The organism is Pseudoalteromonas sp. BSi20311 (genome assembly GCF_000239875.1).
Classification (GTDB): Bacteria; Pseudomonadota; Gammaproteobacteria; order Enterobacterales; family Alteromonadaceae; genus Pseudoalteromonas.
In genome coordinates, this window is the sequence record NZ_BADU01000113.1 from 11,999 (window position 1) to 26,702 (window position 14,704).

A 14,704-nucleotide genomic window follows, 5' to 3' on the forward strand; every position below is an offset into this window, starting at 1 on the left:
TTTGACTTAGCCCACTAGGTTACAAACCTCGCGCCGCGATTAAACCGCCCCTAGTTTGAACAAATTTTAATCCACAAAGGTAAACAGACCCTAGTAACTACTTAAACATATAAAAGGTCGCAATTGCGGCCTTTTGTTTTATAAAGCAAAAAATTAAGCTAGGATAAAGTAGGTATTCAAGGAGAACAGAATGGATCTAAGCATACAGCTACTCAATGCGCGTATTAAACAACAACAGTTTGATGAGCTTGATAACGACTTTAAAAAGCTCACTGACGCTCAAAAAGTGATGCAGCTTAATTACCTGTTTGAAAGCGCGTTACGCATGAGTATTAAATACGATTTTATGCAAAATATTGCCGTGCGAATTTTAGCGAGCAATACGCCACCAACGCCGTTTATTGAACAGCTAACCAGTTTAGATGCACTGAGCTTTTTTACTCCTGCGCTTAAATTAAATAAAGGCTTTATTAGTACAGATAGCCATGGCAATAACGTGTTACATAATGTGTTCAAGCACGCAGCGCCGAGTCAATTGCCTTTTAACTATGTTCGCTCGTTAATGTTATTTGAATCTAATGAAGAGTTACTGCATGCATTGGCGCAAACCGATCAGCACGGGCTGACTCCGGTGGCCAGCTATATCGTTTATGCACATAAGCCCAACATACCGGTAAAACATGAGTTTTCAGCCTTACTGGCATTAATGGAAATAGAACAAAAACAAAATCCTACAGCAAAATTACAATTGCTTGAGGCATTAAAAAACGCCCCTCCAAGCGAAATTACCTTGCTGTTAAGCGCCGCATATTTACAGCGCTCTACTGAACAAGTAGCGGCACTAATCTGATAAGTAATATTCTACGCTGGTAACCACGCGTACATTTTTAATTTGCGGTGTGTTTGAATCCCGATCGCTAATACTAAACTGCCCTTGGCGTGCGGTTTTAATTTTACCTAAAAGGGAGTTTGAATCTTTCGCGAATTTATTTGCTACTTCACGGGCTTTTTCTGTGGCCTCTTGCACCATGGCAGGTTTTATATCGTTAAGCCCAGTAAAAATATATTCAATACGAGTTTGATAGTTATCTTGGACTATGGCTATATTTTGCTTAGCTAACTGACTCACTTTACTCAGTGCGTTTTTAACTTTATCAGGGGCATTAGAGTAAACAATAATATTTGAGCTAATAACATATCTAAACTTTTGATTGTCGTTCGCGTATTCACGCGCTTGCTTATCAATAATAGATTGAGTGCCTGTCGATATTTCCTCATCGTCAAAGCCATGTAGCTTTAAAAAGGCAATTACGGCATCGTTTTTTTGCTCAACTCGCTCAACAAGCTTTTCAAGGTTGTTATCGGCGTCATTAAACTGCAGCGGCCAAATAACAGTATCAGCGACCACTTCACGCTCTGCTAAGCCTTTTACCTGAACAGTGCGCTCCATGCCTTTAATATCAAGTGCGGCTCCTTTGATGATAAAGCCCAATGCAATTAAGCCGACGCTTAAACAAACTGCTGCCATAACAACGGTTACATTCGATATTTTATTCACTTCACTCTCCTTGACTAGGGTCTGTTGACCTTTGCGGATTAAAATTGTTCAAACTAGGAGCGGTTTAATCGCGGCGCGAGTTTTGTAACCTAGTGGGCTAAGTAAAAACCGAGCAAAGCTTCCGCGTCCTGCTCACGCCCCTTACCTACATCCATGTAGGCAACAAAGAGTAAATCGCTCCTAGGCAGAACCCTTCGGGCAGCGCCTGTTTGGCATTGATGCTGCGTTATCGCCTATTTATGGGGAATAACCACACCACATAGGCTCTGCCTTGCCTAAACACCAAACAGACTGCTGCAAATTTAACCTTGGAAGGTCAACAGACCCTAATATCAATAATAAGCATGTTCACGCTCGAAAAAACACAATAAACAGGTTACATTGAGACAGTACAGAACGCAAAACTTAATCAGCCAAGGAAACGCAATGAGTCTAAAACGTATTAACCAGTTTTTTAACCCAAGCTCTGTCGCTGTTATTGGGGCATCAAACACCGCCACTCGCGCGGGTAATGTGGTAATGCGTAACTTACTGCAAGGTGGCTTTAAAGGGCCTATTATGCCCGTTACCCCAAATCATACAGCGGTACACGGCGTATTGGCTTACCCCAGTATTGAAGCCTTACCTAAAGTGCCTGATTTAGCCGTTATCTGTACCAATAAAAACACCTTAATGAAAATTATTGAGCAGCTAGGTACGCTTGGCTGTCATAGTGCCATTATTATTGCGGATGGCTTAACCACAGTTCAAAAAAAGGCACTCAAAGAGAGCGCAGCTAAGCATAAAGTCACCCTGCTTGGCTCAAATTGCTTAGGGTTACTTATTCCGCATATAGGCTTAAATGCAAGCTTTTCTCATACTGTTGCCACGCCAGGTAAACTGGCTTTTGTATCGCAATCTGCAGCAGTTTGCTCAACTATTCTTGATTGGGCAAAAAATAAAGAAATTGGCTTTTCATACTTTGTATCTATGGGGGATTGTTTAGATATTGAGTTTGACGAAATACTCGACTTTTTAGGTCGTGATGCTAAAACCAAAGCCATCTTACTGTACATCGATAATATTGATGATATCCGCAGCTTTATTTCTGCCGCTCGAGCAGCCGCATTTTCTAAACCTGTTATTGCTATTAAAACTGGCAGAACCAGCGCAGGGGCTCTCGCCGCTGAAATACACACCGGCGGAAAACAAAGCTCAGATGCGGTATATGATGCCATGTTTCAACGTGCGGGTATGCTAAGAGTAAACGACTTACGTGAGCTCTTTGCCGCCACCCAAACCTTGGCCATGCATCCTAAGTTACTGCAAGTAGAGCAACTTACCATATTAACCAATGGTGGCGGCCCTGGAGTGATGGCCGTTGATGAACTCATTCAAAGCTCAGGAAAACTTGCTCAGCTCAGTGATGAAACTCGCGAAGCACTTAATAAAGTGATCCCGCATTCAGACACCGCTGCCAATCCGGTCGATATATTTGGCGATTCTGCGCCAGTTCGTTATAAGCATGCGTTGGAAATATTACTAAATGCTAAAGAAGTTAAAAACTTACTGATCATCCACACTCCATCGGCTTTGGCCCCAAGTGAAAATTACGCTCAGGTTATTGTTGAGGCGCTAAATAAATTACCGAAAATGGCACGCCCGTATGTAATTACTAATTTTATGGGTGAAGATGCCGCTTTTGCTGCAAGACGCATCTGCGCCAATAATGCCATCCCTACCTATCGTACCCCAGAAGGGGCGGTAGGCGCCTTTATGCACTTAGTAAGCTACCGTCGTAATCAAAAGCATTTAACTCAAACGCCAGAATCAAATACTGACGATGCAACTATTAATAAAGTAGCAGCGAAAGCGACTATAAAAGAGTTTTTAAATGATGAACAACATTACTTATCAACCCATCAAGCAAGTCATATTTTAAGTAGTTACGGCATTGACTGTATTCAAACTGAAGTTGCCTACACTCCAACCGAAGCCAAAGAGCAAGCAATAGAGCTGGGCTTTCCGGTGGCATTGAAATTGATTAGCCCCAGTATTCCCTCTAAGTCTGAAGTCGGCGGTGTCGTACTAAACCTCAATGATGCGCAAGAGGTAGAGCAAACCGCATTTGCCATGCTGTTACGAATAAAGAACACCTACCCTGATGCCATAATTGATGGTTTTTCGTTACAAAAAATGGCACCTCGAGCGGGAGCTAACGAGCTGCGTATAGCCATTAAAACAGAGCCTAATTTTGGGCCGGTTATTTTATTAGGTGAAGCCGGTACAGGGCTTGAATATGCACAAGCCGCAGTCGCTTTGCCACCACTGAATATGAACCTAGCTAAATATTTAATTGCCGCCGCCCATGATAAAGGCGTACTTAAAGATCGTGTTCTGCCAGAAAAAGTAGATAAATATCGCTTGTGTTCACTACTAACTCGAATTTCTCAATTGGTCGTAGATCAACCGGATATCACCTCGTTAGAGCTAAATCCTATTCTAGCTAGTAATGGCCAGTTTTTAGTACTTGATGCCACCATGAATTTGAATCAGTATCAGGCTCAAGCACATCGAAAACGTTTATCTATTCGTCCTTACCCTATTGAGCTGGTTGAACAAGTCACTTTAAAAAATAATACCTTAGCAACGCTCAGACCAATCAAACCTGAAGATGAGCAAGCACATCAAGCGTTTGACCAGTCATTAACCAAAGAAGATAGGTATAAACGCTTTTTTGGTGAGTTACCACAATTTAACCACGATCAACTCGCGAAAATGACGCAAATTGATTACGACCGCGAAATGGCGTTTATTGTTACCCAAACACAAGACGAGCAACAGCACACCCTAGGGGTTTCACGAGTGATTATGGACCCAGATAACTTACAAGCAGAGTTTGCTATTGTAGTACGTTCTGATTGCCAAGGGCTTGGACTAGGGCGTATTTTAATGAATGCAGCAATTTCTCATTGTAAGCGCCAAGGGGTAAAAACCGTTGAGGGGATCACCCTACCTGAAAACACTGGCATGATTGAGCTGGCTCGTAAACTCGGATTTAAAATTAGTCGTGATTTTGAAGAAGGCAGTATCAATATGTTACTCACATTATAATAATTATTATGCAGAAACTTAGACAAACCATCAACCAAGTATTTGAGTCTTCAGGTAAGTACCAACGGGCCGGTCACTTTTTAGATGCCCTACTAATCACTATTATTATGATAAATGTGGTGGCCATCGTACTCGAATCAGTGCACAGCATTGCCACTGAGTACTACAACGAATTTTTAATGTTAGAGCTGGTATCGGTTGCCATATTTAGTGCTGAATACCTAATACGTGCTTGGACCTGTGTAGATAGAGTAAAATACGCCTCTATGGATTGCTCCAATACACAAAAGCGGATCCGCTATATTTTATCACCACTGGCTATCATCGATTTAATCGCCATTTTGCCAAGCTTGTTAATGTTTTTCTTTGCTTTAGACTTACGTTTTTTACGCGTACTACGTTTATTAAGAGTATTTAAGCTCACTCGTTATTCACGGGCAATGCAGCTGTTATTACAGGCATTTATTGATGAATCAAGTTCATTGTTGGCTGCATTTTTTATTATGGCAGTAGTACTTATTTTAGCTTCATGCGGTATTTATTTATTAGAACATGACATTCAACCAGACAAGTTTGGCTCAATTCCGGCCGCAATGTGGTGGGCAATGGCAACACTTACGACTGTAGGCTATGGTGATGTTGTGCCAATAACACCCATTGGTAAGCTGTTTGGTGGTGTCATCACTCTAGTCAGCATGGGCATGGTGGCTATACCCACTGGTTTATTAGCATCGAGCTTTTCAGAGCAAGTTCGTAAACGTCGTCAGTTATTTGAAGATGCCACCCATGAGCAAATAACCGATGGTAAACTCTCCGACGAGCAATTACATCACCTTGAAGATCTTCGCTACAAACTTGGATTAAGTAAGTTAGAGGCTAATAAAGCGATAAAAGCGGAGCTTAATAAACGCAGCTCACACTTGTTTTGTCGCCATTGTGGTAAGCGCCCTTAATAAAACAATGTAATAAACGGCGCTTTAAGCTTGTGAGAATACAGGGTGCCAATCGCGCTCAATGAGCTCAAGTACTTGCTCTTTAGGCACAGCTTTACTAAATAAGTAACCTTGGAAGTAGCTGCAACCTTGAGCTTTTAAGAAAGCCAATTGATGTGCGCTTTCAACCCCCTCAGCAATACACTCTTTACCTAAACTGCTGGCTAAAGTAAGAGTGGATTGAATAATCGCTTCATTATCCGAATCAATACCAATATCTTGCACAAAGCTACGATCAATTTTTAATACATCGATGGGGAAGCGTTTTAAATACGTTAATGAAGCATAACCTGTTCCAAAGTCATCCATGTATAGCTTACATCCGAGCTGCTTTAGTGCATCCATATTTTTAAGTGCATAGTCTGAGTCTCGCATTAAAATAGACTCTGTTATTTCAAACACAATAGCCTCGGGCGGCAGCGCTGCATTATTTAGTGCTTGGCGAATTTCAGGTATAAGCTCAGCAAACTCAAAATCAAGTGCCGATAAATTAATTGATAAATATAAATCGGGATTCACCTTGCGCCAACGCACCAACTGTACAAGTGCTCTTTTAAATGTTTGCAGCATAATTTTGGTAATTAAACCAATATTTTCAGCCACATTTGCAAACTCTTGAGTACTGGCTAGTTGATTCTCAGGCCAGCGTAGTAATACCTCAAAGCCCTCAGTTTTTTGTGTAGATTTACTAATTATAGGTTGATAATAATTACAAAACTCGTGCTCGTGATACGCTTTGATCAATTGCGACTCTAAATGCAGGGCTCTTTCAACTCTTTGATTCATTTCTTGTTTGTAAAACTTGTAACACCCTTCTAAACCATCTTTAGCATAATAGAGTGCCACATTTGATGCTTTTAACAGCGCCTTGTAATGCGCAGCATCATCAGGGAAAAGCGCCACACCAATACTAAGGTGCACATTTACATTTTGGTTATTCATAGCAATGTCTTTACTCACGCAATCCATAAGCTTGGTGCATATAAGTAATACTTCTTCTATTTGCTGAATGTCTTCAACTAAAATAACAAATTCATCACCACCTAAACGCGCTATGCTATCACAGGGGCGTAATGCTGTTTTTAAGCGGTTTGCCACCAGCTTAATGATCTCATCAGCGCTTTCTGTACCAAATGAGTCGTTAAAGTATTTAAAGCGTTTTATATTTACATGTAATAAAGCAACTTTGCTGTGATGGCGACGAGCTTGATCTATGGCATGCACAGCCCGGTCATTAAACAAAGTTCTGTTTGGCAAGCCCGTTAATGAATCGTAATTAGTTAATAAGTGCAGCTCGTTTTCAGCTGACTTTTGCGCATGAATATCTGTTAAAATAATCACATAGCTACTCAATCTTTGGCTTTCATCCGCTACAGCACTTATTTTTACTAGCACGTGACGCTGCTCTTTATTAGCCAGTACCACAGTGTCTTCACATGAGAAGTGCTCGCCTACTTCAAGCTTTTGCATAATGCGTAAATAGTCAAAATAGCTACTGCGAGTCAAACCTAAATTAAGCGAGCGAGTTGAACGAGGCTCTGCCGATACAGCAAAAGCCGTTTGCAGCGACTTATTTGAAGCACGTATGTTAAAGTTTTTATCTAAAATAAATACCCAATCTCGGGTTTGTTCAAACGCGGCGGTAAATAATCGAGCGTGTTCTTCAAACACCATTTCGCGTGTCATATTAGTATACGTACCCGCTACTTTTTGCGGTGTTCTTTCATCCCATTCAACCACCTTGCCAAAGTCTTTGTACCAGCGCCAATGACCTTTGGCATGACGTAGTCGGTAAGTACAGTTAAAGTATCCTTTGTCGGTTGATAAAAATTCTAACCACTCCAACCTAAAAATGGCACGCTCTTGTGGATGAACTTTATCTAAGTAGTCATCTAAACTGACTGAGTCGTCTTCATAACCTAACTCGTTGACCAATCTAGGCTGATAAATATTTAACTGATTTGCTTGCCAATCCCATACACCCGATTCACTCCCCTCTAGCGCCAGTTTTAAACGGGCCTCGCTATCTTGGCTTTCTTTGTGTGCAGCTAATAAAATACGCTGTATTTTGTTACGTCTCATTACCCAAGCTGTCACTATTGTGAATAACAAAATAGCATAAAGTGCTAAAAAGTAAGGGGCGCGCCATAACGGGTATTTCACTTTAATATTTAACGTTGCTGGCGGGGTATACTCACCCGTCAACGGATCCTTTGCCCAGACTTTTAACTGATAGCTACCAGGGTTTAATTTAGGAAACACCACGCGATTATTACGGGTATAGCTTTTTTTACCTTTGTCGAGCTGATATTCGTAAATAATACGTTCTTGAAAACTAAATGACATCGCTGAAAATGCAATTTCAAGCCCTATATCATCATGATTTAAAGTAATATTTTTTAATGGCTGTTGTAAGTTAAGCGACAAGTCTCGAGACATTAAGTTAATGCGAGTTATGTTGACGTGATCTAACAAACCTTGGCTATTTTTATTCTCTTTAGGGTCAAAATAAGTAAAGCCTTTAAGGCTACCATAGGCAATTCGTCCGTCATTTAATTTGGCCATAGCACCACTATTAAATTCAGCAGAAAGCACTCCATCTGATGTAGTAAATTGCTGAAAATGGATAGTGTTAGGGTTTAGTCGCCATATTCCTTTGTGACTACTCATCCAAATCATTCCCTCTTCATCAAGCACCATATCGTATAATAGTGTACCTAATTTATTTTTATCTAAATCAATGGTATGCACTAATTCATAGCTATTGGCATCAATTCCAATCAAACCAAAGTTAGATAAAGAAAGCCACAGAATCCCTTGCCTATCTTCAACATACGAAAGAATGCTCACTGCAACATTGTCATGGTGTTTAGGTACTTTATAAAGGGTGTTTAAACTGCGCTCATCCGGGTTAAATTGGTATAACACTCCACCGCTAAAAAATAACGGCCTCTGCGGCTTTGAGGGTAATGGCGGTAAAAAGCCATAAGCTAAAAATGGGTCAAATTGAGAAAATTCGCCCTTTAATGGAGTTAGCACCTGACTATCAACATTATATTTAAACATGCCATGATCAGGGTGAACAAAATATAAATCACCATTTTCTAGCAAGGTAATACCATGCATCCAATCGTTTATAAATATTTGGTTTTTGGGGCTGGCAGTTTTAGGTTGGGTAAGCTGCTGGGTTTGCGGGTCAAAAATAAACAGTCCTCGGTTTGAGTGTAACCAGAGTTTATTTTTATAAGGCATAATTTTGAAAACGGTAAATTCTGTGGTTAGTAAATCAACTTTATAATCTTTTAAATACACCCTTGAGGTGTTATTTTTTATATCAACCGCCGTTAAACCATTATGAGTACCTAGCCATAACTTATCTTGAAATTGTTTAATTGCCCAGACTGAGTGATGTGAAAATCCATCCCCTCCTAAAGCACTGCCCTCTACATTATAAAATTTATAGTTGTCACCCGATAAATAAAAAGCACCATCAGTTTTAGTCGCAAGCCACATACCACCTGATTTATCTTTTACCATATCAATAATACTGGTATCGGCAAGGGTATATTTACTTCGTTGAATGCGTTTATTTTTAACCACTATTTTGGTAGTTAAATTAAAGCTGAGCAGGCCTTTGTCTGTTGCTAAATCAAGAACCCCCTGCTGATTATCTATATCCCAAACATTTAAATCAGCCAGTAGCTTTTCACTTGTAAATGCCTGCTCACTATTATTAAACAATGTCTCTATATTACTAATATCAACAGCATATAAGCCTTTAACAGCTCCAACCAATAACTGATTACTATCACCCAGTGCAAATGACTTCACATTGTTTTGATAGATGTGTACGTCGGTTTCGCTTAAATGCTCTAGGGGGCGTACTTGTTGCGTTGCAATATTAAATACATAAGCACCGTCTGTACTGCCAATAAAGATATAGCCATTGTAATGAAACAAGGTACGTACAAACGCATTTTCAAATTGCTCAGGCAGCTTAAATAAAGGAGTAATAGAGCCACTGGCTATATCAAGTTTTGCAAACACTCTGCCTTGACCAACCCACAAGGATTTATCATCTGTGGCTAACATGGTAAAAACAGACTGCTGAAGAATTTGCTCTTCTGTAACTGGTTTTTTTAAATACTGCTGATAGGTATCTGTTTGCGGGTCATACCTAAAAAGCCCTGCTAACAAGGAAGCAATCCAAATTTGCCCTTCTGGATCTTGGTATATGCGATCAATAATGGCTTCTTCTAACTCACCATTTGGGCCATTAATTGGAATAACCTGATAGCCGTCGTAGCGATTTAACCCTCCTTCGGTAGAGAGCCATAAATAGCCATTATTATCGATAAGCATAGTATTAACGTAACTTTGAGATAACCCTTCGCTTGGTGATAGCCGTTTTACTTGCGCTGTTGCAGCAACGCTAATGAGCATAAATAGCACAAACATGGCTGTGATAAACCTATTAATACTGATGCCCATGTGTTTCCTATTACTGATTTAGGGTTGCTGATATTTCAATGCAATAATATTGCGGTGCCTGTATGCATCAAATAGCGTTAATAACTCAGGAGTATATGTTAACACCTGGTTAAAACCAAGTGCCTGATAAAAATCAGTAATGTGTTGGTAAGCGAAGGTGTAAACAGCGTCGGCTTGCTGATTTAAAAGCGTGCTTAACAGCTTTGTTGCAACACCAGTTGAGCGGTATTCTGGGGCCACAAAAACAGTCGATAAAAATAAAAAAGTCGGTTTATGTTGTAAGCGGCACGCCGCAATCATCGTGTGGTTATCGTAAGCGACCCACAGTTGATCTTGTTTATTTGCGCGACCGCGAACTTTATATAAGGTATAAAACTTATTTATTAAGGGCGTTTTAACTGGTTCTAATTGTTTTATAACAACCATAGCAAGTAAACTCTAACTTAGCATAAGTGCCAAATATTGCTCAAACTTTTGCTTTAAAAAACCTTGCTCCGCAACCGGACGACTATGCAGGGTGTCATAAACTTGCTCACGCGTTTTCTTGCCACGCTTAATTTGATATGCCCAAAATGAAGCTTCGTAATCTAGCTGAATCTGATACTTTTGCTCTCGTGGTAAATCACACAGGTTATAACTCATATTCCCTCCTTTACTGGCCTGATAAAACTCTGATTATACGTTTAAACTTATAATAAACTAACTCTATAATGAATAAAAAGAATCTACTTTAAATAATCTAAGGGTATCAATAATTGGTAATGATAGGCTCTGCTAGATTATGACTAGAAACTGGGCAAAAGACAGCCAATTTGTTATTATACTCGCCTATCCATTTGCCCCAATAGACAGGAACTGCTGACGTGTTTAAATACTGTAAAGGGTTGCTTGTATTAATAGGTTTAATTTTTAGTAATTCGTCATTTGGCCATAGTTACAGCTATACATTTAATCGCCCGCAGAACACCCAGCAAGCAAATTATACTATTGAGCTATTACAATTAGCGTATACCGATATGGGCTTTAAATTAAATATTATCGATTTTAATCGTCAAAATGCATTATTTGCAGCAAACAATGGCATGTTAGATGGGCAGCTTGCTCGTGATATTAGTATTGAAAGTGCATACAAAAACTTAATTCGGGTTAACTATCCGTTATTCAAATTTAATCTTGAGCTTTATAAGCACTGTGAACCCAGCTCTACTAAAACAATGGATAGCGTTGCCATTATAGCCAGCTACCCTGTACAACAGCGATATTTAGACAGTATTGATTTTCAAGGCAAAGTTATTGAGGTAAAAAATAATACCACTCAATTAAATTTACTGATCCAGCAAAAAGTAGAAGCTGCATTACTGATTGATTTTGCGATGGCCAATAAAACCATTCCTCCCGCTTTAGGCTGTTATGAAAAACAAGTGGTTGCTACCTACCCGCTTTATCATTATTTGCATAACAGTCATGCGAGTATTGCTCAACAGCTTGAGGCTACACTTAAGAAATTACACAACAATGGCACGGTCGCTAAACTCAGATCAAAGTACAAACTACAATTTTAAAAATCAAAGCCTTGCTGTTGTGCTGGCGAAGCGGCTTGCGCAGCTTTATTTTTTTGCTGTAAATAACGTTTATAGCGTTGCTGGCATAGGCTCAACACTTTCTTTTTTTGCGCATTGGTCAACGAATTCCACGAAAATCGCTCATCACGACTGCGATAACATCCTTTGCAGTAACCCCGATTATTAACCAAGCAAATACCTTTACAAGGGCTAGGAATATCAAATATTTCAATTTGTTGCATCAAACCCTCCAGTATAAAAAAGTATAGCTTGAGTATAGCGCCATTTTTGTTTAAAAAAAAAGCAGCAAATTAATTGCTGCTTTTATCTACGCCTAAACTGTTAATTAATGTTCACAGCTTTGTTCATCTACTTGTGTTTTTCTATGGTAGGGCTTAGCGTACATTGCTAGTACTAAAGGCCTTAATTCTTCTGGCACTTTTGCTAAACGCTCTGCAAATTGTGCTGCATCATTTTTATTTATAACCGCTTCAGTACAACCACCTGCAATATAGTTGCCTGGGTGTAAATAAAACGAATCAATTATTTGCTTATCAATGGTTTTTGCCAGCTCATCTGCACTATCGCAATCTGACTGAATAGGCTGGCCAAACGATAAGTGCACATGCCCTTTGGCTGAACTAAAGCCTTCAACAATACTAGCAATATCTTCACCCGCCGATTTCACGTATTTACCATGGTGTTGTTTATGATAGAGCTCTTTTGCCTTCGCTATTGCACAGGGTTCATATTGGTAAGATATTGCAACCGGCACCACTTTTAGCTCTTTAATGTACTCACCAAACTCTTTCTTTTGTTTACGTCCATTTAGTTGTAGCATTTTTAACAGTGCAGGATCGGTTTGATCTACACCGTCTTTAGCCCGACCTTCTTTTTGAGCAATCCAAATAGAATGCCCACTAGTAAGCGAGTCATAAATATAAGCCGATAACTGAGTCAACGCTTTTAACATCTCTTTTGGAGCTTTAGCTGAGCGTTTTACAATAAAGCTTTTATTCAAACGCATAAGCTCAGTAATGTAAGGAATTTGCAATAAGTTATCACCAATCGCAATTCTCACTGTTTTCATTTTATGCTGATAAAGGCCCCAATTAACTAATGCAGGGTCAAGTACAATGTCTCTATGATTTGAAACAAAAAGATAGGCTTGATTAGGGTCTAATGCCTCTAAACCTGAAAAAGTAACGTTTGATGTGGTGCGCCTTACTAATTTATTTAAATAATGCGCCACTTCGTTTTGTACATCTTCAACTGTTTTAACTTTGCCCCACTTTTTACGCAACTGATGTTTTATTATAGCGCGTGCTAAAAACCCAACTGCGGATATAAAGCGTGGCAAATTGTACTTCGCTATCACATCAAGAAACGCATTATCGTTAATTAATCGCGTTAATGAGGCGGCAACTTCATCGTCATTGTAAGGTCTTATATCTGCGTACTTATCTTCTAATTCAATCATTTACTGCATCTACAAAGTTAAAAACGACACGCTAAAACGTCCCGTTATGTCTGATTTTGATTATAACTCAAGCAAAAGTACGAAACTAGCAATACTAAAGTTCGATTTACTGAGTTTTCATAGCGTTATAGTTTAGTACTGAGCATTATTGTCAGACTAACTGCCTCATGTGTATAAACTATAGCTATTAATTATTAATTCAAATGGATAGACCTTACTAATTGCACTTTGTTCAAGTTAACTTAGCAAGGCAGTTGGCCATAATAACATGCAAGTTAACCCTCAGTGGGCAGACCACATTTAAATATAGCTCTACAACTGCTAATGTAAACGCAATCTGATAAACCCAATAATATTCAAATAGATGATACTCTTTTTAACACAAGCACTTCGCGTACTGGGATTATCATTCTTTTTACACATACACTATTAGGACACATCGTGAACATAACAATTCTTGATAACGCCACACTGGCAAACACCTCACTTGATGGTATCTCAGCACTTGGAGATCTTACCGTGCATCAGCTAACTAGCCCAGAGCAAGTGTTGGCACATAGCCAAAATGCCGAGGTGTTAATCACTAACAAAGTAGTAATTAATCGTGACACTATGACACAATTAAAATCGTTGAAACTCATTTGTGTCAGTGCAACTGGCACTAATAATGTTGATTTAGATGCCGCAAAAGACTTAGGCATTGCAGTTACCAATGTTGCCGGTTATTCAACCCCTTCTGTTGTTCAGCATACCTTTTCGTTGATCACTAACTTGTTAGGTAATACTCACCGCTATCAAGCGGATTGCCAGCAAGGCGCATGGCAAAAAAGTGACATGTTTTGTCGACTTGATTACAGCTTTAATGACATTCAAGGTAAAACATTGGCTATTATTGGCGGAGGTACTTTGGGTAAGGCAGTATCTAAAGTAGCTGAAGCGTTTGGCGCTGAGGTGATTGTTGCAGAGCGCAAAGGCACAGCGTGTCGCAACGGACGCACCCCGTTTGAAACAGCAATAAAAACAGCGGATATTATTAGCGTTCACTGTCCACTTAATGATGAAACGCGCGACTTAATTACGCTTAATGAATTAAAGATGATGAAACCAACTGCGCTAATTATTAATACCGCACGCGGTGGGATTATCAATGAAGCTGACTTAGTTGAAGCATTAAAAGCCAATATTATTGCCGGTGCGGGCGTTGATGTGCTTACCAAAGAGCCCGCTGAGCTGACTAACCCTTTGGCTAATTATACCGGTGATAACTTACTACTTACTCCGCATATCGCGTGGGCGAGCACTGAATCTATCGTGCGTTTGGTAAAAGAAGTGAGTTTAAATATTGCAGCATTTAGTCAACAAGAGACTCGTAACCGCTTGGTTTAATGCCGTAAAAGTAACTTAGTCAAAATTACTAAAAAGTGGCTTTTTAGATTTATATTTTAAAAAAGCCACTAACCCACCACGCACAACAAAATCAACCCATTGATTTTTAAAGATTTAAAAACTGGCTTAGTCTTTGCTGTAT

General features: G+C 39.6%; 11 protein-coding genes. 5 read left to right on the plus strand and 6 right to left on the minus strand.

From position 1 onward, the window contains the following. The first annotated feature begins 190 nt into the window (after positions 1-190). Positions 191-850, plus strand: coding sequence for a hypothetical protein (locus P20311_RS12490; protein WP_008113342.1), 660 nt, complete (start codon positions 191-193; stop codon positions 848-850). On the opposite strand, the gene P20311_RS12495 is transcribed toward P20311_RS12490, so the two are convergent. Continuing rightward, the gene (locus tag P20311_RS12495; RefSeq protein WP_008113343.1) at positions 842-1,558 is read right to left on the minus strand and encodes an SIMPL domain-containing protein; all 717 of its coding nucleotides are present in this window, start codon (positions 1,556-1,558) and stop codon (positions 842-844) included. The two genes, P20311_RS12490 and P20311_RS12495, sit on opposite strands and share 9 nt — an antisense overlap. A 426-nt stretch (positions 1,559-1,984) precedes the next feature. On the opposite strand from P20311_RS12495, the gene P20311_RS12500 reads away from it, so the two are divergent. Beyond that, the gene (locus P20311_RS12500) at positions 1,985-4,651 is read left to right on the plus strand and encodes a bifunctional acetate--CoA ligase family protein/GNAT family N-acetyltransferase (protein WP_008113344.1); all 2,667 of its coding nucleotides are present in this window, start codon (positions 1,985-1,987) and stop codon (positions 4,649-4,651) included. An 8-nt stretch (positions 4,652-4,659) separates the two neighbouring features. Further along, entirely contained in the window at positions 4,660-5,604 is a 945-nt protein-coding gene (locus tag P20311_RS12505; protein ID WP_008113346.1) for an ion transporter, read from the plus strand. Between the two features lie 24 nt (positions 5,605-5,628). On the opposite strand, the gene P20311_RS12510 is transcribed toward P20311_RS12505, so the two are convergent. Genes P20311_RS12510 through P20311_RS12520 form a run of 3 tightly spaced genes read right to left on the minus strand, consistent with a single transcriptional unit; the run spans position 5,629 to position 10,776 of the window. Continuing rightward, entirely contained in the window at positions 5,629-10,134 is a 4,506-nt protein-coding gene (locus P20311_RS12510) for an EAL domain-containing protein (protein WP_008113348.1), read from the minus strand. A gap of 18 nt (positions 10,135-10,152) precedes the next feature. After that, positions 10,153-10,560, minus strand: coding sequence for a GNAT family N-acetyltransferase (locus P20311_RS12515; RefSeq protein WP_008113352.1), 408 nt, complete (start codon positions 10,558-10,560; stop codon positions 10,153-10,155). A gap of 12 nt (positions 10,561-10,572) precedes the next feature. Beyond that, positions 10,573-10,776, minus strand: coding sequence for a DUF3283 family protein (locus P20311_RS12520; RefSeq protein WP_008113353.1), 204 nt, complete (start codon positions 10,774-10,776; stop codon positions 10,573-10,575). Positions 10,777-10,997: 221 nt separating this feature from the next. Here P20311_RS12520 and P20311_RS12525 point away from each other — a divergent pair, with 221 nt between their 5' ends. After that, positions 10,998-11,696: a transporter substrate-binding domain-containing protein gene (locus P20311_RS12525; protein ID WP_008113354.1), complete on the plus strand. Its 699-nt coding sequence runs from the start codon at positions 10,998-11,000 to the stop codon at positions 11,694-11,696. Here P20311_RS12525 and P20311_RS12530 read toward each other — a convergent pair. Together P20311_RS12530 and P20311_RS12535 are read right to left on the minus strand one after the other, a co-directional pair. After that, positions 11,693-11,938, minus strand: a complete 246-nt coding sequence (locus tag P20311_RS12530; protein ID WP_036934167.1) for a DUF1289 domain-containing protein — start codon at positions 11,936-11,938, stop codon at positions 11,693-11,695. The genes P20311_RS12525 and P20311_RS12530 overlap by 4 nt on opposite strands. A gap of 104 nt (positions 11,939-12,042) precedes the next feature. After that, on the minus strand, positions 12,043-13,176 hold the full coding sequence (locus tag P20311_RS12535; protein WP_008113364.1) for a 1-acyl-sn-glycerol-3-phosphate acyltransferase: 1,134 nt from the start codon (positions 13,174-13,176) through the stop codon (positions 12,043-12,045). 441 nt (positions 13,177-13,617) lie between these two features. Here P20311_RS12535 and P20311_RS12540 point away from each other — a divergent pair, with 441 nt between their 5' ends. After that, a complete protein-coding gene (locus tag P20311_RS12540) occupies positions 13,618-14,562 on the plus strand; it encodes a D-2-hydroxyacid dehydrogenase (RefSeq protein WP_008113366.1) in 945 nt (314 codons plus the stop codon). The last annotated feature ends 142 nt before the right edge of the window (positions 14,563-14,704 follow it).

Bases quoted from the DNA above. Each gene is read 5' to 3' on its own strand.
- P20311_RS12520 (WP_008113353.1), bottom strand. From the start codon at position 10,776: ATGAGTTATAACCTGTGTGATTTACCACGAGAGCAAAAGTATCAGATT.
- P20311_RS12490 (WP_008113342.1), top strand. From the start codon at position 191: ATGGATCTAAGCATACAGCTACTCAATGCGCGTATTAAACAACAACAG.
- P20311_RS12515 (WP_008113352.1), bottom strand. From the start codon at position 10,560: ATGGTTGTTATAAAACAATTAGAACCAGTTAAAACGCCCTTAATAAAT.
- P20311_RS12535 (WP_008113364.1), bottom strand. From the start codon at position 13,176: ATGATTGAATTAGAAGATAAGTACGCAGATATAAGACCTTACAATGAC.
- P20311_RS12500 (WP_008113344.1), top strand. From the start codon at position 1,985: ATGAGTCTAAAACGTATTAACCAGTTTTTTAACCCAAGCTCTGTCGCT.
- P20311_RS12505 (WP_008113346.1), top strand. From the start codon at position 4,660: ATGCAGAAACTTAGACAAACCATCAACCAAGTATTTGAGTCTTCAGGT.
- P20311_RS12530 (WP_036934167.1), bottom strand. From the start codon at position 11,938: ATGCAACAAATTGAAATATTTGATATTCCTAGCCCTTGTAAAGGTATT.
- P20311_RS12510 (WP_008113348.1), bottom strand. From the start codon at position 10,134: ATGGGCATCAGTATTAATAGGTTTATCACAGCCATGTTTGTGCTATTT.